Annotated in this window: 17 protein-coding genes, 1 other RNA gene and 1 other annotated feature; of the genes, 15 read left to right on the forward strand and 3 right to left on the reverse strand. The window is 49.6% G+C overall.

What is annotated here, in order from left to right; genetic code table 11:
* Window positions 1–30: 30 nt before the first annotated feature.
* The 7 genes from recJ to KNP87_RS00770 all read left to right on the forward strand — a co-directional run bounded on the left by recJ (window position 31) and on the right by KNP87_RS00770 (window position 9,642).
* On the forward strand, window positions 31–2,340 hold the full coding sequence (gene recJ / locus KNP87_RS00740; RefSeq protein ID WP_214720572.1) for a single-stranded-DNA-specific exonuclease RecJ: 2,310 nt from the start codon (window positions 31–33) through the stop codon (window positions 2,338–2,340).
* Window positions 2,319–2,837, forward strand: a complete 519-nt coding sequence (locus KNP87_RS00745; RefSeq protein WP_012370959.1) for an adenine phosphoribosyltransferase — start codon at window positions 2,319–2,321, stop codon at window positions 2,835–2,837. The genes recJ and KNP87_RS00745 overlap by 22 nt, the downstream gene beginning before the upstream one ends.
* Window positions 2,838–2,979: 142 nt before the next feature.
* Window positions 2,980–5,178 (forward strand): RelA/SpoT family protein, encoded by a 2,199-nt coding sequence (locus tag KNP87_RS00750; protein ID WP_026832443.1) that lies wholly within the window; start codon window positions 2,980–2,982, stop codon window positions 5,176–5,178.
* 13 nt (window positions 5,179–5,191) lie between these two features.
* The gene (gene dtd / locus KNP87_RS00755; RefSeq protein ID WP_119923252.1) at window positions 5,192–5,629 is read left to right on the forward strand and encodes a D-aminoacyl-tRNA deacylase; all 438 of its coding nucleotides are present in this window, start codon (window positions 5,192–5,194) and stop codon (window positions 5,627–5,629) included.
* A gap of 56 nt (window positions 5,630–5,685) precedes the next feature.
* Window positions 5,686–5,909 (forward strand) — a binding site (T-box leader).
* A gap of 40 nt (window positions 5,910–5,949) precedes the next feature.
* Window positions 5,950–7,230, forward strand: coding sequence for a histidine--tRNA ligase (gene hisS, locus KNP87_RS00760; RefSeq protein ID WP_035414080.1), 1,281 nt, complete (start codon window positions 5,950–5,952; stop codon window positions 7,228–7,230).
* Complete coding sequence (gene aspS, locus KNP87_RS00765) at window positions 7,227–8,993, forward strand: aspartate--tRNA ligase (RefSeq protein WP_214720573.1); 1,767 nt, start codon at window positions 7,227–7,229, stop codon at window positions 8,991–8,993. The genes hisS and aspS overlap by 4 nt, the downstream gene beginning before the upstream one ends.
* Window positions 8,994–9,054: 61 nt before the next feature.
* Window positions 9,055–9,642 (forward strand): DNA-3-methyladenine glycosylase, encoded by a 588-nt coding sequence (locus KNP87_RS00770; protein WP_214720574.1) that lies wholly within the window; start codon window positions 9,055–9,057, stop codon window positions 9,640–9,642.
* A gap of 60 nt (window positions 9,643–9,702) precedes the next feature.
* Here the strand turns inward: KNP87_RS00770 and KNP87_RS17315 are convergent, their stop codons facing one another.
* On the reverse strand, window positions 9,703–9,825 hold the full coding sequence (locus KNP87_RS17315; protein ID WP_255415516.1) for a hypothetical protein: 123 nt from the start codon (window positions 9,823–9,825) through the stop codon (window positions 9,703–9,705).
* Window positions 9,826–9,965: 140 nt separating this feature from the next.
* Here KNP87_RS17315 and KNP87_RS00775 point away from each other — a divergent pair, with 140 nt between their 5' ends.
* From KNP87_RS00775 to KNP87_RS00785, 3 genes are all read left to right on the forward strand, one after another.
* The gene (locus KNP87_RS00775) at window positions 9,966–11,165 is read left to right on the forward strand and encodes a DASH family cryptochrome (RefSeq protein WP_214720575.1); all 1,200 of its coding nucleotides are present in this window, start codon (window positions 9,966–9,968) and stop codon (window positions 11,163–11,165) included.
* A gap of 67 nt (window positions 11,166–11,232) precedes the next feature.
* Window positions 11,233–11,422, forward strand: a non-coding RNA gene (gene ssrS / locus KNP87_RS00780) — 6S RNA.
* Between the two features lie 97 nt (window positions 11,423–11,519).
* Window positions 11,520–12,284, forward strand: coding sequence for a tRNA threonylcarbamoyladenosine dehydratase (locus KNP87_RS00785; protein ID WP_026832449.1), 765 nt, complete (start codon window positions 11,520–11,522; stop codon window positions 12,282–12,284).
* Between the two features lie 39 nt (window positions 12,285–12,323).
* Here the strand turns inward: KNP87_RS00785 and KNP87_RS00790 are convergent, their stop codons facing one another.
* Window positions 12,324–13,637: a replication-associated recombination protein A gene (locus KNP87_RS00790; protein ID WP_026832450.1), complete on the reverse strand. Its 1,314-nt coding sequence runs from the start codon at window positions 13,635–13,637 to the stop codon at window positions 12,324–12,326.
* Between the two features lie 63 nt (window positions 13,638–13,700).
* On the opposite strand from KNP87_RS00790, the gene cymR reads away from it, so the two are divergent.
* Genes cymR through KNP87_RS00810 form a run of 4 tightly spaced genes read left to right on the forward strand, consistent with a single transcriptional unit; the run spans window position 13,701 to window position 17,061 of the window.
* Window positions 13,701–14,108 carry a cysteine metabolism transcriptional regulator CymR gene (gene cymR / locus KNP87_RS00795; protein WP_026832451.1) on the forward strand — a complete coding sequence of 136 codons (408 nt, stop codon included), beginning with the start codon at window positions 13,701–13,703 and terminating at the stop codon, window positions 14,106–14,108.
* Between the two features lie 15 nt (window positions 14,109–14,123).
* Complete coding sequence (locus KNP87_RS00800) at window positions 14,124–15,254, forward strand: cysteine desulfurase family protein (RefSeq protein WP_214720576.1); 1,131 nt, start codon at window positions 14,124–14,126, stop codon at window positions 15,252–15,254.
* A 12-nt stretch (window positions 15,255–15,266) separates the two neighbouring features.
* Window positions 15,267–16,391: a tRNA 2-thiouridine(34) synthase MnmA gene (gene mnmA, locus KNP87_RS00805; RefSeq protein WP_214720577.1), complete on the forward strand. Its 1,125-nt coding sequence runs from the start codon at window positions 15,267–15,269 to the stop codon at window positions 16,389–16,391.
* Window positions 16,392–16,404: 13 nt separating this feature from the next.
* The gene (locus KNP87_RS00810) at window positions 16,405–17,061 is read left to right on the forward strand and encodes a tetratricopeptide repeat protein (protein ID WP_026832454.1); all 657 of its coding nucleotides are present in this window, start codon (window positions 16,405–16,407) and stop codon (window positions 17,059–17,061) included.
* 57 nt (window positions 17,062–17,118) lie between these two features.
* Here the strand turns inward: KNP87_RS00810 and KNP87_RS00815 are convergent, their stop codons facing one another.
* Complete coding sequence (locus KNP87_RS00815; protein ID WP_119923244.1) at window positions 17,119–17,667, reverse strand: VOC family protein; 549 nt, start codon at window positions 17,665–17,667, stop codon at window positions 17,119–17,121.
* 117 nt (window positions 17,668–17,784) lie between these two features.
* Here KNP87_RS00815 and recD2 point away from each other — a divergent pair, with 117 nt between their 5' ends.
* Complete coding sequence (gene recD2, locus KNP87_RS00820) at window positions 17,785–20,010, forward strand: SF1B family DNA helicase RecD2 (RefSeq protein WP_214720578.1); 2,226 nt, start codon at window positions 17,785–17,787, stop codon at window positions 20,008–20,010.
* Window positions 20,011–20,254: the final 244 nt, after the last annotated feature.

Genomic DNA, 20,254 nt, shown 5'->3' on the forward strand with positions numbered 1-20,254 from the left:
TATAATGATGAAGTTGATTGGAGGGGTTAGATGTATCATTCAAAGAAAACATGGATCGATAAAGAAGTCGATCCGCTCAAAATAGACGAGATAGCAGAACACGTAGCGGTCTCGAAGCATGTGGCGCATTTGCTTGTCCAACGCGGGTTCGATACAGCAGAGCAAGCGAGTGCCTTTTTAGCGACGGACCAGCTGGATTTTCATGATCCGTTCCTGTTTCAGGATATGAAAAAGGTCGTGGACCGGATTCAACAAGCAGCGGATGCAGGAGAAATGATTTTAATTTACGGCGATTACGACGTCGATGGTGTCAGTTCCGCTGCCATTCTCTGGCATGCGTTGGTCGAAATCGGAGCGATGGCGGAATGTTATATCCCGAATCGGTTTACGGAAGGCTACGGACCAAACGAAGCGGCTTTCCGCTGGGCCGCAGAGGAGGGATTCAGTTTGATCATTACGGTCGACTGCGGCATCTCCGGTATCGATGAAGCAACTGTCTTAAAAGAACTCGGAGTCGATTTGATCATCACCGATCACCATGAAGCAAAAGACGTCTTACCGGATGCCTTTGCGATGATTCATCCCGGTGTCGATGCGAACTATCCGTATTCGAAACTGGCCGGTGCCGGTGTCGCCTTCAAGGTTGCCCATGCCTTGCTCGCGCGGGTGCCGGAGGAACTGCTGGATCTGGCTGTCCTCGGAACGATTGCCGATCTGGTTCCGTTGGTCGGGGAAAACCGGTTGCTTGCCGCAAAAGGTATCGAAGCCTTAAACGCCAGTGAACGTCCCGGTATCTTAGCATTACGGAAAGTCTGCAGCCTCGTCGAAGACGAGTTGACGGAGGAGTCGGTTGGTTTTGCATTTGGTCCAAGGATCAATGCAGCGGGTCGCCTCGATTCGGCGATGCCGGCGCTCGAGATGTTGCTCGCGGACACACTCGAAGAAGCCAGTCTGTTGGCGGAACAACTGGATCAACAAAATAAACAACGGCAGGATATCGTGAAGAAAATTGCAGAAGAAGCAATCGAATTAGTGGAACAGCATTACTTGGCCGATCGGGTGTTGGTCGTCGATGCAGCCCACTGGAATCCGGGTGTCGTCGGTATCGTCGCTTCACGACTCGTCGAGAAGTACCATCGGCCGGTCATCCTGTTATGTCATGATGCGGAAAAAGGTACGGCGAAAGGGTCCGGTCGATCGATTGCCGCCTTTGATCTATTTGCGGAATTGACCGTCTGTTCGGATATTCTCCCGCATTTCGGAGGACACCCGGCTGCAGCCGGAATGACACTTTTATCGGACGATGTCGCTTTGTTACGGGAACGATTGAATGCCCAAGCAGCCGACTTACCGGACGAAGCGTTCATCGGAACGGTTGAAATCGATTTACGCCTGAATGTCTCCGATATTTCGATTGGCTTGATCGAGGAGATGGGACGACTTGCGCCATTTGGAATGGGGAATCCGTCACCACGCGTCGTCGTCGAAGGCGCCAGCATTCGTGACTTGAAACGCATCGGACGGGACCTGACGCACTTAAAAGTTCTTGTGACGGACGGGAAAACGGAACTGGACGGAATCGGATTCGGTTTTGGTGATGCGGTGGATGAGATTTCGTCGCTGGCAGACGTTTCCTTGATGGGAAGTTTAAACATCAATGAGTGGAACGGTTTCCGAAAACCACAGCTGATGATTCAGGATTTAGCGGTTGCTGACGTTCAATTGTTTGATTATCGCGGCGGAAAAAAACCATTGACGGACGTGTTTGCCTTACCGTCAGAAGAGACGACATTCGTGGCCTTTACGCAAGAAACACAAGCCAAGTATGCGGAACGTCATTTGAACGGACCGATCAGAGCAAATATCGTCTTCTTGGACTTACCGGAAGAAGAATCGGCCTTCCTGCCCTACCTGAAAGAAGCGGAGCGGATCTACTGTGCTTTTAAAGATGAAGGCTATTATTTCGAGACGATTCCTTCGCGGGAAGACTTCAAACATTACTTCAATTATTTTGCGAAATGTCCGCGGGAAGAACTGCGGATCGGGCTGGTTCGTTTGTCGAAAACCCGAAAATGGTCAAAACGTTCGATTAACTTTATGCATTCAGTGTTTTCGGAACTTGATTTTCTTGTTACAATGGAGGACGGGCTGCCGGGTGTGAACCCGAATGCTGAAAAACGGGATTTGACGGAAGCTGCGACGTACAAACGTCATGAGGAACGTCAACGTCTCGAGCAACAATACATTTATTCGTCACTCGCTCAGTTGAAAGAGCGTTTTGATACTTTGGTAGAAGCGGCGAAGCAGGAGGAAATGACATGGAGTTCAAACAGCATATAAAAGAGGTTGAAAACTGGCCGAAAGAAGGAATCAGTTTTAAAGATATTACATCCCTGATGCAAAACGGTCCTGCGTACAAGCAGTCCGTCGATGCGTTGATCGACTACGCCCGTAAGCAGGGCGCAGACGTCATCGCAGGTCCGGAAGCACGTGGATTCGTCGTCGGTTGTCCGGCGGCTTACGCGATGGAAATCGGGTTCGTTCCTGTCCGCAAAGAAGGCAAATTACCACGTGAGACAGTCCGTGTCGAGTATGGTCTTGAGTACGGAAAAGATGTCTTGACGATGCACCACGATGCAATCCAACCTGGACAACGCGTCGTCATTCTCGATGATTTACTCGCAACGGGTGGAACGATCGAAGCGACAATCAAGATGATTGAACAACTCGGTGGAACGGTTGCCGGAATCGGGTTCTTGATTGAGCTGGACGGTTTAGGCGGTCGTGAAAAGTTAGAAGGATACGATATCTTGTCCTTGATTCGTTACGCAGATTAATCCATAGTAGATATCCTCTCGGTTGTAGTCGGGGGGGTATTTCTTTTTATTTTGACATATTATCAAAATTTCACGATAATAGAAGGTATATATAATTAGGGATTCAGCGTAATCAATCCCGGGGACTGGGTGAGGATAAGGGATGACAAATAAACAAATCGTAAATGTAGAAGACCTTCTCGCTCGATGTGCGGAGTACATGACGGAGGCAGAAGTAAAAGATATCGAACGTGCCTATCAATTCGCAAAAGACGAGCATGAAGGACAATTTCGTCGATCGGGTGAACCTTATATCATTCACCCGGTTCAAGTGGCTGGGATACTGGTAGATATCGGACTCGACGCGACGACGATTGTTGCCGCTCTTCTTCATGATGTCGTCGAAGACACCGACATTACGCTGGAAGAACTCACGGAACGATTCGGAGCAGATGTCGCGATGCTGGTCGATGGCGTGACGAAACTCGGAAAAATCAAATACAAGTCCAAACGAGAAGAGTTGGCAGAAAATCACCGGAAGATGTTTATTGCGATGGCGGAAGACATCCGCGTGATTTTGATCAAGTTAGCCGACCGCCTACACAATATGCGGACGCTTCAACATATGGTCAAAGAAAAACAAGTCCAAAAAGCAGAAGAAACGCTGGAAATCTTTGCACCGCTCGCGCATCGACTCGGGATTTCGACGATCAAATGGGAACTCGAAGACATCAGTCTGCGTTACATCAATCCGCAACAGTACTACCGGATTGTCTCGATGATGAAACAAAAGCGGACGGAACGCGAAGCGCTCGTCACGTCTGTCATCGATGAAGTCAACGAAGTGCTTGAAGAAGTCGAGATTGCGGCCGAGGTGGATGGTCGTCCTAAACATATCTACTCGATCTACAACAAGATGCAGAATTCGAAAAAAGAATTCAGCGAAATCTATGATTTGATGGCCGTGCGCATCATCGTCGACTCCATCAAGGATTGTTACGCGGTTCTCGGAATCATTCATACGCAATACAAACCGATGCCGGGACGCTTCAAGGACTATATCGCGATGCCTAAACCGAACATGTACCAGTCGTTGCATACAACGGTCATCGGGCCGAAAGGTGAACCGCTTGAAGTGCAAATTCGGACACGCGATATGCATTTCATCGCCGAGTACGGAATTGCCGCACACTGGGCTTACAAAGAAGGAAAAGAGCAGGAAGCGAAGTCCGGTTTCGAAGATAAAATCGCCCACTTCCGTGAAATTCTGGAGTTACAAAAAGATACTGCCGATGCGGAAGAATTCATGGAGTCGGTCAAAGTCGACTTCTTCAGCGATATGCTGTACGTCTTTACACCAAAGGGTGACGTCATCGAATTGCCGAAAGGATCGGTGCCGATTGATTATGCCTACCGGATCCATACAGAAATCGGACACCGGACGATCGGAGCGAAAGTGAACGGACGCATGGTGCCGATCGATTACAAACTGAAGACCGGTGACATCATTGAAATCGTCACGTCAAAACACAGTTATGGACCAAGTAAGGATTGGCTCAAGATTTGTGTATCGAGTCAGGCGAAAAATAAAATCCGCCAGTGGTTCAAACGACAACAACGGGAAGAAAACGTCTCGAAAGGTCGGGAACTGATTGAGGCGGAAGTAAAAAAACTCGGCTTTGAACCAAAGGATGTCATCAACGAAAAGACACTCGAAGACGTGACACGGAAGTTCAACTTCGGTCAAGAAGAAGATATGTATGCTGCCGTCGGATATCACGGCCTGACCGCTGCCCAAGTCGCGCATAAATTGACGGAAAAATTGCGCAAAGACAAAGAGTCAAAAAACCTTGAACTAAACGAAGCCATCAGTGAAATGAAGACGTTTGACCGACCGAAAAAACAAAATCCGGAAGGTGTCCGTGTCAAAGGGATCGACAACATGTTGGTCCGGATGAGCCGGTGTTGCAATCCGGTACCGGGAGACGACATCGTCGGCTACATCACCCGCGGACGCGGTGTCTCGATTCACCGGTCAGATTGTTTAAACGTCATTCATGAACAAAACCCAGAACGATTGCTTGAAGTCGAGTGGGAGCACGAAGGCAAGACGGTTAAAAGCTATAACGTCGAAATCGAGATTTCCGGTTTTGACCGGGCCGGTTTGTTAAACGATGTCCTGCAATCCGTGTCCGCGATGAATACGAATATCGTGGCTGTCAGCGGTAAAGGGGACGACAGCAAACAGGCGAAAATTTCGATGACGATTGCGATCGATAACGTCAATCACCTGCAGAAAGTGGTTGACCGGATTAAACAGATATCAGACGTGTATGCCGTGCATCGCGTCATGATGACATAAGGAGCGGATAAGAATGCGAGTCGTATTACAACGGGTCAAAGAAGCAAGCGTGACGGTCGAAGGAGCGATTACCGGTCAAATCGATCAAGGATTTCTTTTACTCGTCGGGGTCACGCATGAAGATACGCTGGAGCAAGTCAATTGGTTAGCGGATAAGATTGCCGGACTACGGGTGTTCGAAGATGAGGAAGAGCGGATGAACCGGTCGCTCCAAGATGTGGACGGTCAGATTTTGTCCGTTTCTCAGTTCACCCTGTACGGAGATGTTAAAAAAGGACGCCGTCCCGCCTTTACGGAAGCGGCGAAACCGGATCTTGCGAATGAATTGTATGAAGCCTTTAACACGCGTCTGCGCACACAAGGGATCACGGTCGAAACCGGACAGTTCGGCGCAATGATGGATGTTGCGCTCGTCAATGATGGACCGGTGACCTTGATTTTAGAAAAGTAACCAAAGTCTTGACAGGATCTTTCGAACGAGGCAATATAAGGGATAACAGAACGATTATAGAACCGATGACGAAGAAGAGTAATTTAGATCTCGGCTGCTTAGAGAGTCGCCCCTTGGCTGGAAGGGTGATCAGGCGAACTAGATGAAAGACCCTTCTGAGGTATTTTCCTGAAATGTATAGAGTAGGGAAAATCGTAAGCAGGCGTTAACTGCACCGAGTGGCTGAGATTTTTCAGCAACCAGGGTGGTACCACGGGATCTTCAAGTTCTCGTCCCTTTGCGGACGAGGACTTTTTTTGTATTCAAAAGGAGGAATTAGGATGAAATTACCACGCGGAACGTTTGATGTGCTTCCGGGTACAGTCGAACGTTGGCAGTATATTGAAAACCAATTGCGGGAGATCAGTAAACGATACAACTACAAGGAAATCCGGACACCAATCTTTGAAGAGACAGAACTATTCAAACGAGGTGTCGGTGAGACGACAGACATCGTTCAAAAAGAGATGTTCATGCTCGAAAAACGCGGCAAGGAACAGTTTACGCTCCGTCCGGAAGGAACAGCTGCCGTCGTTCGGTCATTCGTGACAAACAAACTATACGGTTCACCGAATCAGCCGGTCAAACTGTTTTATATCGGACCGATGTTCCGTTATGAACGTCCGCAAGCCGGTCGTTTCCGTCAGTTGCACCAATACGGCGTCGAAGCGCTTGGCAGTGAAGAGCCGGCAATCGATGCAGAAGTCATCAGTTTAGCGATGAGCATCTACCAATCATTCGGCTTAAAAAAATTGAAGCTTGTCATCAACTCACTCGGAGACAGTGAAAGCCGCGCCGCGCACCGCGAAGCGTTGGTCAATCACTTCAAGCCGGTTGCTCACGAGTTGTGCCAAGACTGTCAAAACCGTCTCGAAGCCAACCCGCTCCGTGTTCTCGATTGTAAGGTTGACCGCAATCATCCGAGCATGGCGACGGCACCGTCGATTCTCGATTTCCTGAATCCGGCTTCGAAAGCGTATTTCGATCAGGTCCTGCTCCATTTAGATGCACTTGGCATCGAGTATGTGATTGACCCGACACTCGTCCGCGGTCTCGATTACTATAACCACACATCATTTGAGATCATGTCGGAGGCAGAAGGGTTTGGTGCCATCACGACGCTCTGCGGCGGAGGACGTTATAACGGACTCGTCGAACAGATTGGTGGTCCCGCAACACCGGGAATCGGTTTTGGCATCGGCATTGAACGTCTGTTGATGGCGCTTGAAAACGAAGCGGTTTTACCGGAAGTCGATGATTCAATCGATGTCTTCATCGTCGCGCAAGGCAATGAAGAAGTCGAAAAAACAGCAACCCGCTTGCTTCAATTGATGCGTTTGGAAGGACTTGCTGCGGATCGGGATTATCTCGGACGGAAGTTCAAAGGACAATTCAAAGCAGCCGACCGGATGCAGGCCCGCTTTACCGTCATCCTCGGAGACGAAGAAGTCGAACGTGGTGCGGCCGCGTTAAAAAACATGTCGACAGGCGAACAGATTGATGTCCCGCTGTCAGCTGTCGCCGACACGATTGTCGCGAAATTAAAGGAGGAAGTACAATGATCGGACGTACACACATGAACGGAACCGTAACAGAAGAAACGATCGGCCAAGCCGTTCAACTAAAAGGGTGGGTTCAAAAACGCCGTGACCTCGGTGGATTGATTTTCCTCGACTTACGTGACCGGACTGGAATTGTCCAAGTCGTCTTCCAACCGGAAAACGAGCAGGCACACCGTCTGGCAGAAACGATTCGCTCGGAATACGTGCTCGACATCAAAGGAACGGTCATCAAACGTGAAAATCCGAACCCGAACATTCCGACAGGACAAGTCGAAGTCGTCGCGGATGAAGTCATCATTTTGAACGCTTCAAAAATGACGCCGTTTCCGATCAGCGAAGAAGCGGAACAGACGTCAGAAGATCTCCGTCTGAAATACCGTTATCTGGATCTCCGTCGTCCATCGCTACAGGAAACATTCCGTCTGCGTTCAAAAGCATCAAACATCATGCGGAACTTCCTCGACGAACAAGATTTCCTCGAAGTCGAGACACCGATCTTAACGAAATCGACACCGGAAGGCGCACGGGACTACTTGGTGCCAAGTCGTGTCCACCCGGGTGAGTTTTATGCCTTGCCGCAATCGCCGCAGTTGTTTAAACAGTTACTGATGGTTTCTGGTTTTGAGCGGTATTTCCAAATCGCCCGTTGTTTCCGTGACGAAGATTTGCGTGCAGACCGTCAACCGGAATTCACACAAGTCGACATCGAAACAAGTTTCATGGATGTCGAAGACTTGTACGCGATGATGGAATCGATGATGACACGTGTCATGAAAGAAACACTCGGAAAAGACATCACGACACCGTTCCCGCGGATGCCGTATGCGGAAGCGATGAGCCGGTTCGGTTCGGATAAGCCGGATACACGGTTTGGTCTTGAGTTGATTGATGTGGCGGAAGCGGTCACAGGTGCCGGCTTTAAAGTCTTCGACATGGCACTTGAATCCGGCGGCGAAGTCAAAGCGTTGAACGTCAAAGGCGCAGCCGACCAATTCTCACGTAAAGACATCGACAAATTACAAGAGTTCACAGCGATCTATGGCGCGAAAGGTCTCGCTTGGGTCAAAGTAACGGCAGACGGACTGAACGGTCCAATCGCGAAGTTCTTTGATGAAGCAGCGACGGCACGACTCGTTGAAGCGACGGCAGCGGAAGCCGGTGACTTACTTGTTTTCGTAGCAGCAAAAGCATCTATCGTTGCTGACAGCCTCGGTGCTCTGCGCCAAAAACTCGGTAAAGAACTCGGCTTGATTGACGAAACGGTCTTCAACTTCCTTTGGGTAACGGACTTCCCACTCGTGACGTTCGAAGAAGCAGACGGTCGTTTTTATGCGAACCACCATCCGTTCACGATGCCACGCCGGGAAGATCTCGACAAACTCGAGACAGACCCGGGCAGTGTACTTGCCGTTGCGTATGACCTTGTCTTGAACGGGTATGAGCTTGGCGGGGGATCACAGCGGATTTACGAACGGGATATCCAAGAGCGGATGTTTAAATTACTTGGATTCACGGAAGAGGAAGCAAATGAACAATTCGGCTTCTTGATGGAAGCGTTCGAATATGGAACGCCGCCGCATGCGGGCATCGCGTTAGGTCTTGACCGTCTGATCATGTTACTCGCTGGACGCACGAACTTGCGGGATACGATTGCTTTCCCGAAAACGGCGTCGGCAAGTGATTTATTAACAGCGGCACCAAGTCCGGTTTCAGATGCACAATTAAATGAGCTATCGATTCGGACGGCAGTCAAACAGTCGTAACAGCAACAGATTTCCTTCCATAAGAGAAGGAAATCTGTTTTTTTTTAGAGGAGGAATGAAGATGGAACGGTCTTTTTTTGAACGGTCCCCGGTCGACGTCGCACCGGATTTGCTCGGGAGTGTCTTGACGGTCAACGCGGTTTCGATGCGGATTGTCGAAGTCGAAGCGTATCTTGGACCGCACGATCAAGCGGCTCATTCCTACAGTGGGCGACCGACGAAACGGACCGCACCGATGTTTGGACCGGCGGGACACCTCTATGTATATTTCACGTATGGGATGCACCATTGCCTGAACATCGTCTGTGGAGAGATTGATCAAGGCTATGCCGTATTACTGCGCGGGGCGGAGATTATCAGCGGACATGATCTCGTCGCCGAACGTCGATTTGCAAAATCATACGCAACGTTAACCAAAGCCGAACAAAAAAACTTAGTCAACGGTCCGGCTAAGCTGTGCCAAGCGTTTGGTTTGACGACAGAAGATTCGGGTGTGGATTTATACAGGGATGAACGCTTTCGGATTGAAGCGGGGAAAGCCGAGACTATCGTTCAGACGACTCGAATCGGGATTCCGAATGCCGGGGAAGCGACGGCATATCCGTGGCGTTTTTACGAATCCGGCAGCACCGGCGTAAGTAAAAAATGAACCATCATATTGGAACGAAATGAGGGGGCGGATTTAATATCCGCCCCCTCATCTGTTAGTTCATCGTTTTGGTGTATTGATTGATTTTTTAGCTTGTTGTTTTTTATAAAATTTGTAGACGATCGGTCCGACCGTCGTAGCGAGCGTAATGAGTGTCTTGAGTTTCCCTTTTTTAGCAGCCATGAAATGATTCACTCCTTAGTAAGTTGTACTAATTATATTCCACGAAAACAAAAAATCAAAACCTTTTCAGCACATCAATCGTTTGCGGAGAGGAAGAAGATTGAGATAGTACGGGTAAGGATAACAAAGGAGTGAGTGACATGGCAGGAGTCGTTTGGTATCGAAATGATTTACGGGTCGACGATCATGAAGCGTTAACACAGGCCTGTGCCGAGCAAGACAAGGTTCGGGCAGTTTTTATTCAACAAGAGACGGAACAGCGTGGCCGCCAACAAGTGATCTTTGAACAAGAGACATTACACGCCTTACGAAATCATTTAGGACAACTCGGAATTGAACTGACGATTTTGCAAGGCGAGACGATGGAACAACTTTCGCACTTCACGGCACCGGAGGATGTCCTCTACTTTCACCGGATGACCGGTTTTTATGAAGCGCGTCTCGAACAGCAGGTTTTGCAACAGTATACAGCCCATATGTATGAAACGCAGACGCTGCACCGGCGGGAAGACATCGGGAGTGACGAACTGAAACGCGTCTTTACGGCCTTCCGAAAAAGAGTGGAACAGTCCGGCCGATTTGAAGAACCGATCAATGCACCGGGAGAGATTCGTTATGCTGAACCGCCGGATAAGGAAAAGCTGGATTCCCGTACGGCATTCCCGTTTGCGGGAGGGGAAACGGCAGGACGTAATCGCCTGACTGCTTATTTGGAAGGACCCGTCTTTACCTATAAAGAGACACGAAACGGATTCGACCGCGATGATTCTTCAAAGTTATCCGCTTGGCTTGCGAACGGTTCCCTTTCACCAAGGCGTGTCATGGCAGAACTGCAACGTGCCGAACGGAAGCACGGTGCCAACGAATCGACCTACTGGTTATACTTCGAACTGCTTTGGCGTGATTTTTTCCATTTGACGATGCGAGAGACCGGTCACCGGCTTTTTCGATCAAACGGTCTGCGAGACGGTCATCTAACATGGAAAACGGATCAAGCAGCCGTGGATTCTTGGATTGCCGGACAGACGGGTGAACCATTTGTGGATGCGTTCATGCGGGAAATCAAGGAGACCGGTTGGATGTCGAATCGAGGGCGGCAGATTACCGCCAGTTATTTGATTCATGACTTAAAACAAGACTGGCGCATAGGTGCCCGGTATTTTGAAAGTCAGTTGATTGATTTTGACGTCGCCTCCAATTACGGGAATTGGGCGTACATCGCCGGAGTCGGAAATGCGACACGAACGCCGCAGTTCAATCCGGAATTTCAGCAACAAAAGTATGATCCGACAGGGGCCTTCATCCGCCGTTGGATGTCAAGCGAAACGACTGAAAAATGACCAAATTTTCAAAGGCAGAACCAGTTGCATTTCGATAGGGGGAATGCTATATTAAATGCAACAGATGGGGTTCCTGAGATGTACGAGAGCCGCCTTTTATCTTTGAGCCACTCTTTTTTGATAGGGAGTTTGACGTTCCAACTAGTAGTACATGCCTCGTAACACAGCAGGAGGACGTACGAATAGGAATCGGATAAGACACCCACCTGCACAGCAGGTTCAAAAATAAGGTATCGACACGGCACTTCGGGTCCCATCGTTTATTTTTTTAAAGGTTTGAACTATACGTCGCATGACGTTTTTTTTTATGATATAATTCCGAGTAAAACAGTATGAGTATTGTGAGGTTATGAGATGTTAAATCAATTTTCACGTAATGAATTAGCAATCGGAAAGACCGGACTTGATGCATTGGCTTCCAAGTCTGTCGCAATTTTAGGGATTGGCGGAGTCGGTTCTTTTTCTGCCGAAGCACTTGCCCGCAGTGGTGTCGGCCGGTTGATCCTCGTTGATAAAGACGATATCGACATCACGAATGTCAACCGTCAAATCCATGCATTGCTTCCGACAGTCGGACAACCGAAGGTCGATGCAATGGCGGATCGGTTGATGCAAATCAATCCCGACCTCGAGATTGTTCGTTTGAAGATGTTTTACAACGAAGAGACATATGAAGCCTTTTTTGCGGAAAATCCGGACTATGTCATCGATGCTTCGGATACGGTCTCGTTTAAGATTCATTTGATCAAAGAATGTAAACGACGTCAGATTCCGATCATCTCGAGCATGGGGATGGCGAACAAGATGGATCCGACGCGAATCAAGATCGTTGATATTAAAGATACGAGTTACGATCCGCTGGCGAAAGTTATCCGGACGCGATTGCGTAAGGAAGGGATTCATAAAGGAGTCCCGGTCGTCTTCTCGGACGAACCACCGGTCAAGATCATTGAGGAAGTCCGGCAAGTGGTTGGGAATGACGAAGCCGTCATTCGAAAAGCGAAGATGCCGCCAAGTTCGAATGCCTTTGTTCCGTCGGTTGGCGGTTTGATTGCAGCCAGTCATGTCATCAACGAAATCGTTCGGGAAGCAGGCGTCATCATCGAACGTGTCCGTTAAGAAAAAAAGCGACCTGCTGAGGTCGCTTTTTCTAATCGTTTACGGTTGTTTTTTCCAGAAATCGAGACGGGCTTGCAGTTGTTTTTCGAAACCACGTGGACTGGGTGTATAAAAGACCGGTTTCGTACGCGCCAGATTTTCCGGCCAGTAATTCTGTTTAACGTAAGCATGGGGAAATTGGTGCGGATACTGGTATTCGACACCGTTGCCAAGTGCCGCCGCTCCGGCATGGTGCGCATCCCGTAAATGGGGGGGAACCGGACCGCCGTCTGAACGGCGGACGAGTTCAAGTGCTTTGTCAATCGCTGTGATGACCGCGTTTGATTTGGGAGCGGTCGCCAGATATAACACCGTTTCAGCGAGTGGAATCCGTGCCTCCGGAAATCCGATGTATTCACAAGCCCGGGCACAGGCATCAACGAGCAACAAGGCTTGAGGATCGGACAATCCGATGTCTTCTGCCGCATGAACGTATAACCGCCGGACGATGAAGCGCGGACTTTCACCGGCTTCAATCATGACGGCGAGCCAGTAGAGTGCAGCGTCCGGATCCGAACCGCGAATCGACTTGATGAAGGCCGAGATGACGTCGTAATGCCGGTCGCCGTCCTTATCGTATTTCAAGGCTTTTTGTTGGATTGATTCTTCTGCTACGGCGAGGTCAATCGTGATTTCCCCGTCAATTTCCGGTGTCGTTAAAACCGCGAGTTCCAGTGCGTTCAGCAGAGCCCGGTAATCACCATCGGATAACTTGACGTAATGGTCCACAGCGTCATCCGTGATCGTAATCGGATACTTTCCGAGACCACGTTCTGTATCCTCCAAGGTTCGGCGCAGGACGACCCGTAAATCGTCCGTCGTTGGTGTCTCGAACCTAAAGACAGTCGCTCGAGACAACAGGGCAGCATTGACTTCAAAACTTGGATTTTCTGTCGTTGCGCCGATCAGCGTAATCGTTCCGGCCTCGAGCGCAGGAAGTAACGCGTCTTGCTGCATTTTATTAAAACGATGAATCTCATCTAAAAATAAGATTGTTTTTTGTTGGTCAAACTGGAGCCGGGATTCAGCGGCTTTCAGGACTTCCCGTAATTGATCGAGTTTTGCCGTGACGGCATTCAGTTGTTCAAATGCCGATTTCGTATAACTGGAAATGACACGGGCGAGCGTCGTCTTCCCGGTCCCCGGTGGTCCGTAGAAAATGACGGTTCCGAGCCGGTCGGCGAGAATGGCCCGACGTAATAAGGTGGACTCACCGATCAAGTGGCGTTGTCCGACGATTTCGTCCAGTGATTGAGGACGCATCCGGTTGGCAAGCGGACCGGCTGGAGAATGGGATTCAAATAAGTTAGCCATAGGTAGCGTTCCTTCTTTCGACTTTTAGCTACTACTATACTAGAAAGGATGTTTTTTCGCATGATGAAAATCTCGACAAAAGGCCGTTATGGTCTGACAATCATGATTGCACTCGCCAAGGGAGGCGAGTTGAAGCCGATGTCTTTAAAAAAAATTGCCCAGCTGTACGATTTGTCCGAACATTACCTGGAGCAGTTGATTGCACCGCTTCGTAACGGGGGTCTGGTCAAAAGTGTCCGCGGAGCATACGGCGGATATAAACTGGGTCGTCCTGCCGAGGAAATCACGGCAGGGGACATCATTCGTTTGCTCGAAGGACCACTCGTCGTCGTCGAAGGGGACAACTGTGACGAAGTGACGAAACGGAAGTTATGGGATAAAATTCAACGTGCAGTCGACGATGTGCTCGATTCGACGACATTAAAAGATTTGGCAGAAGAAGATGATACAGGTTATATGTTTTATATATGAGAGGTGAAACCAACTATGATGTATTTTGATCATGCAGCAACAACACCGATGCGTCCGGAAGTCCTCGAGAAGATGACACCATACATGCTCGAACAGTTCGGTAATCCGTCAAGCGTACATGCTTTCGGCCGGTCCGGGCGGGCAGCGATTGACACGTCACGGCGGATGATGGCAACGGAATTAAACGCCAAACCGACGGAAATCATCTTTACGAGCGGCGGGACAGAGGCTGATAATTACGCCATCATCGGTGCGGCGATGCAATACCAATCACGTGGCCGTCATGTCATCACGACCCGTTTTGAACACCATGCGGTCCTGCATGCGTTCGAAGAACTCGAAAAACGGGGGTTTGACGTGACGTATCTTGATGTACCGGCGTCCGGTGTCGTAACGGAAGAGGCTTTGCGCGCTGCCGTTCGACCGGATACGATTTTAGTATCGATCATGTTCGGCAACAACGAAGTCGGAACGATTCAGCCGATTGCGGCATGCGGTCGTTTTTTACAGGAACAACAGATTTTGTTTCACACGGATGCTGTCCAGGTTTTTGCCAAGATGGCGATTGATGTGGAAGAAATGGGCATTGATCTGTTATCCGCTTCAGGTCACAAAATCAATGGACCAAAGGGTGTCGGTCTGCTCTATGTCCGCTCCGGTCTAAAGTTATCGCCGCAATCCTTCGGAGGCGAACAGGAACGAAAACGCCGTGCCGGAACAGAAAACGTTGCCGGCATCGTCGGTTTTGCGGAAGCCGTCCGTTTGACGGCAGCGGAACGTCTGCAACAAACAACCCATTACCATCAGCTGCGGACGCTGTTACTCGAGCGGCTCGAAGCGTCAACGATTGACTTTGAAGTAAATGGGGCGGAAGGTTTGGCCCAAGTCATCAACCTGTATTTTCCCCGTGTCGAAATCGAACCGTTTTTGATCATGCTGGATATGCGGGGAATTGCCGTCTCGAGCGGCAGTGCCTGTACGGCAGGATCAATCGAACCGTCACATGTCTTGTCGGCGATGTACGGTGAAAATCCGCGGACAAAACAATCGGTCCGGATCAGCTTCGGTCGCGGGAACGATGCGGCACAAGTCGAACTGCTCGCACAAGGACTGATAGATATCGTAAAATCGTTTCAGAACAACTAAGAGGTGAAAAATATGAATACACGTGCAAAAGCGCCGAGCGAAACAACGGTCGTCGTCGGGATGTCCGGCGGTGTCGATTCTTCCGTCACGGCTTATTTATTAAAACAACAAGGATATAACGTCATCGGGATCTTCATGAAAAACTGGGACGATACAGACGAAAATGGTTTTTGTACGGCGACGGAAGATTATGAAGATGTCATCGCCGTTGCCAACCAAATCGGCATTCCGTATTATGCGGTCAATTTCGAAAAAGAGTACTGGGATAAAGTCTTTACGTATTTCTTAGATGAATATAAACTCGGCCGGACACCAAACCCGGACGTCATGTGTAACAAAGAAATCAAGTTCAAGGCATTCCTTGATCACGCAATGCGTCTGGGTGCCGATTTTGTCGCGACCGGTCATTATGCCCGTGCTGTATATGAAGACGGCGAACATAAATTGTTGCGTGGTGTCGATGCGAACAAGGATCAAACGTACTTCTTGAATCAATTGTCACAAGATCAAATCGCAAAAGCGATGTTCCCGATTGGACATATGGAGAAATCAGAAGTCCGGAAAATTGCCGAAGAAGCGAACCTTGCAACGGCGAAGAAAAAAGACTCAACCGGGATTTGCTTCATCGGTGAACGGAACTTCAAGCAATTCCTCAGTCAGTATCTCCCGGCACAACCGGGCGAAATGCGGACACTCGACGGAAAAACGATGGGACGTCACGATGGTCTGATGTATTACACAATGGGACAACGTCATGGTCTTGGCATCGGTGGAGACGGTGAGCCGTGGTTCGTCGTCGGTAAAAACCTGGCCGATAACATCCTGTTCGTCGAACAAGGCTTCCATAATGAATTGCTTTATTCAGAAGGGTTATATGCATCTGATATCAGCTGGACGGCAACGATGCCGGCTGGAACAGAATTCCGTTGTACAGCGAAATTCCGTTATCGTCAGACTGATACACCGGTCACGGTCCGTGTACTCGAAAACGGACGTCTGGACGTCGCGTTCGACGAACGGCAACGGGCCATCACACCGGGACAAGCCGTCGTCTTTTATGACGAGGACGTGTGCCTAGGTGGGGCAACGATCGATGAAGCGTATAAAGCCGGAGAACGCTTGGCGTATCTCGCATAAAGGAGCAAATCATATGAACTATAATGAAGTAGGATTCAGACATCTCGAGGCCGGCAATTATGAATTGGCCGCCCAAGCGTTTAACGATGCCATCGAACAACAACCAAATGATCCGACAGCCTATGTCAATCTCGGTACATTACTTCAGTCGATGGATGATGCCGATCGGGCACTCCGCTTTTATGAAAAAGCATTGACGATTGACCCGGCGTTCGCGAGTGCCCATTACGCGAAAGGGGCTTTGTACTTTGCTGCGGATCAACTCGTTGAAGCGGAAGAGTCGTTACGACTGGCCTTGTTGCACGGTTTGGACGATGCGGACCTGCATTTCATGCTCGGGCTGACGTATCAAAAGTTGGGTGACCCCGTCCGTGGAATTCCTCGTTTGAAACAGGCGACGGAACTGAACGGCGTCGATGTTGAAATTGCCTTCCAATATGGATTGGCACTTGCCCAAAACGAACAAATCGAAGAAGCGGCTGAAATCTTCGAACAAGTCTTGTTGCTGGAAGAAACGCATACCGATGCACGTTATAACTACGCCATCGCGCTTGCCTTTTTAGGTCAGCAAGAAGCCTGTTACACAGAACTGGAAACAGTTCTTGCCTATCAGCCAAACCATACGCTTGCGCGTGATGCCAAAGCGAAGATGGATGCATTATTGAAGTAACACAAAAAAAGCTTTGCTGCCGACTGCCTTGCGCAATCGGATCCAGCAGAGCTTTTTTTAATGTCCGACTTCACGGACAATCCGTAACGGGGGACCGGAAAAGTCTTCATAGGCTTCGTCCATGTTTTTCGTGTACAATTCGATGACGTTTTGTTCCGTGTCCTTAAAGTAGGCAGAATACTCTTTATCGTTAGAAGTCTCTTGTTCGTCCCATTCCCGAATCTTGACGGCAATCGATGCGGTACGAAGCAGTTCCAGTGCCTCGTCGAACTGTTCTTTTTCGATATAAAAGGCGCAGTGGACATGCATGCCGCCTTCGTCATACAGGCTGTCCCACTCCGTGACGGGAAGGCGTTTGACGGTCCGTTCCTCCATCGTGAAGTCACGTTTTAGCCAAAGACCGAGGCGTGTGTTTCCCCCGATGTACAGCCAGGTCGCCCAGACACCGTCTTGCTTTTTTTGTTCTTGACTCGGTTCGGCATCTTCTGGCGCCCATTGCTCGACGATCGGGATGCCGAGCGTCCCGTTCCAAAACGCAACAGCGCGGTCCATATCCTCGACTTCTAATACTAATTCACATAATCCGGCAATCGGTAGACGTCCCATGATTCGTTCCTCCATTCGCATATTAACTCAAGGAATGTTTCCCTCATTTAAAATCCGTTAAACGAATGCTATGATAATAGCAGAGTAACGGAGTCCAGAAAGAAAGCAGGTGGAGTGATGGAGCACCCTCATCAAGTAGTTGGTCGCGTCAAACGTGTGCTTTTTTCCTCCGAAGAAGAAGCCCATTCGATTGTTTTGATTGCCATCAAAGAAAAAAACTTTGAATTAAAAGAGACGGAACTCGTCATTACGGGAACCGGCGTCGGAATTGAGCTTGGCGGAACCTATCAAGCGTTCGGACGATTGATTGACCATCCGCGGTTCGGCAAACAATTAAAGGCCGAATTGATCCGGCGGTCGGTGCCGATGACGAAACACGCAGCAGTCCGTTTTTTGACAAACGGTTCGTTTACCGGCATTGGGCCGAAAACAGCGAAAAACATCGTCGATGCGTTAGGCGAAGATGCCATCGACGTTATTTTAAAAGACAGCAAGGCGCTTGACCGTGTTCCGGGTTTGAAGCAAAAACAAGCGGATGTCATCTTCAGTCGTCTGGCGACGTTATACGGCGTCGATCAACTGATGCTCTTTTTAGCGCCGTTTGATGTCACACCAAAACTGGCGGCGAAGATTTATGCTGCTTACGAAGGGGATGCGATGGCACGCATCCGTGAGAATCCTTATTCCTTGATGTATGAAGTCAGTGGGATCGGGTTTAAGACGGCAGATCAGATTGCCTCACATCTGGGGCTTGTCGGACTGCATCCGGAGCGGGTAGCAGCGTCAATCATGCATATTTTGGAACAAGAGGCGGGCGAAGGACATGCCTTTGCGACGGTCGAATCGCTGTTGCAACGGGCGCCACGCCTGCTCGGAGAAGACCCGGGCGAGCGGCTCGAACAAGCGATTGAGCTGTTGTTGACGGAAGACAAGGTTAAACTCGAAGAAGGCTGTTTGTACTTACCGACGATTTTTTACGCCGAAGTCCGGGCAGCAAAAGAGTTGGCCCGCGTGATGGCGAATGGTGCGGAGCAGGAAGTCGACGTTGCGACGATCTTATCGGCAATCGGTCAGCTCGAAGAACGGTTCGGGATGGAATATGCGGTCCAACAACGGGAAGCAATTGAGCTCGCAGTCAAGGCTCCGTTGATGGTATTGACAGGTGGTCCCGGGACCGGGAAGACGACGGTCATCAAAGGAATTTTGCATGCCCTTCAGGAAATTCACGACTGGCCGCTCGAAAAAAGTCAGGTCAAGTCGGGTGATGTCTATCCGTATGTGCTCGTCGCCCCGACCGGACGAGCGGCCAAACGCCTGTCTGAAGCGACGGATGTCCCAGCCATGACGATTCACCGGCTCCTGAAATATGACGGAACGAACTTCCAATTAAACGAAGATCAACCGATTGCAGGAAAGGTGTTGATCATCGATGAATCGTCGATGATCGATATTTATCTGTTGTCGAGTTTATTACGGGCCGTACCGAATGGGATGAAGATTCTGTTTGTCGGGGACCGTGACCAGTTGCCGTCGGTTGGTCCGGGACAAGTGCTCGCTGACTTGATGGATACGGACGGGATTCCCGTCGTCCGACTCAACGTCGTCCACCGTCAAGCGGAAGATTCCTCGATTCTCCGGTTGGCACATGACTTGAAAAACCGTGTCACTTCGGCTGATTTACTTGCTCCGTTGTCCGATCGCCGGTTCTATTCACTGGCACCGCAGGAATCTCTGCGTGGCATTGCCGCTTTCGCGGAGAAGGCACTGGCAAAAGGGTATTCGAAATTCGATGTCCAGATTTTAGCCCCGACCTACCGCGGACAAGTCGGCATCGACGAACTGAACATCGTGTTGCAACAGGTCTACAATCCGGAAGCGCCTAAAAAACGAGAAGTCAAACAGGGGACGCGGATTTACCGGAGCGGGGACAAGATTCTTCAGTTGGTCAATAATGCCGAAGAAAATGTCTACAACGGAGACATTGGCGAAATCGTCAACATCTTCTTTGCAAAGGAAAACGTCGATAAGGTGGATAAAATCATCGCCCGTTTCGATCAGACGGAAGTCGAGTACAATCGGAGTGACTGGGATCAGTTCACACACGCCTATGCGATTACGATTCATAAAGCCCAAGGGTCAGAGTTCCCGATTGTCTTAATGCCGGTCTTTTTCACCGGCGCCTTCAAGCATTCCCGTAATCTCATCTATACGGCGGTGACGCGGGCGAAAGCGAGCTTACTGTTATTCGGCGATCCACGTGCTTTTTATAAAGCCTCTCAAGAAGAAGAACCACGCCGGCGGACCCGACTCATCGAACGACTCGGCGGTATGACAAAGACTTGACGCGATGCGTGAGATAGGTAATAATCACGATAGATGAATGGACGCAAAACGTTGATGGAAGTTAAGTAAGTCGAATGCTTCATGTACCAGAGAGAGATGGATGTGCTGGAACCATCTCCATGAAGAGTCGATTGAAGCTCCTTCCGGAGTCGGGTGCAAACACTTGCGGGTAATCTCCGTTAACGGATTTTTCGAGGTAAAGATGCAGTCTGGTCTTTGCGAACGAGGGTGGTACCACGAAAGC

The organism is Exiguobacterium sp. s192 (assembly GCF_018618795.1).
Taxonomy (GTDB): Bacteria; Bacillota; Bacilli; order Exiguobacteriales; family Exiguobacteriaceae; genus Exiguobacterium_A; species Exiguobacterium_A undae.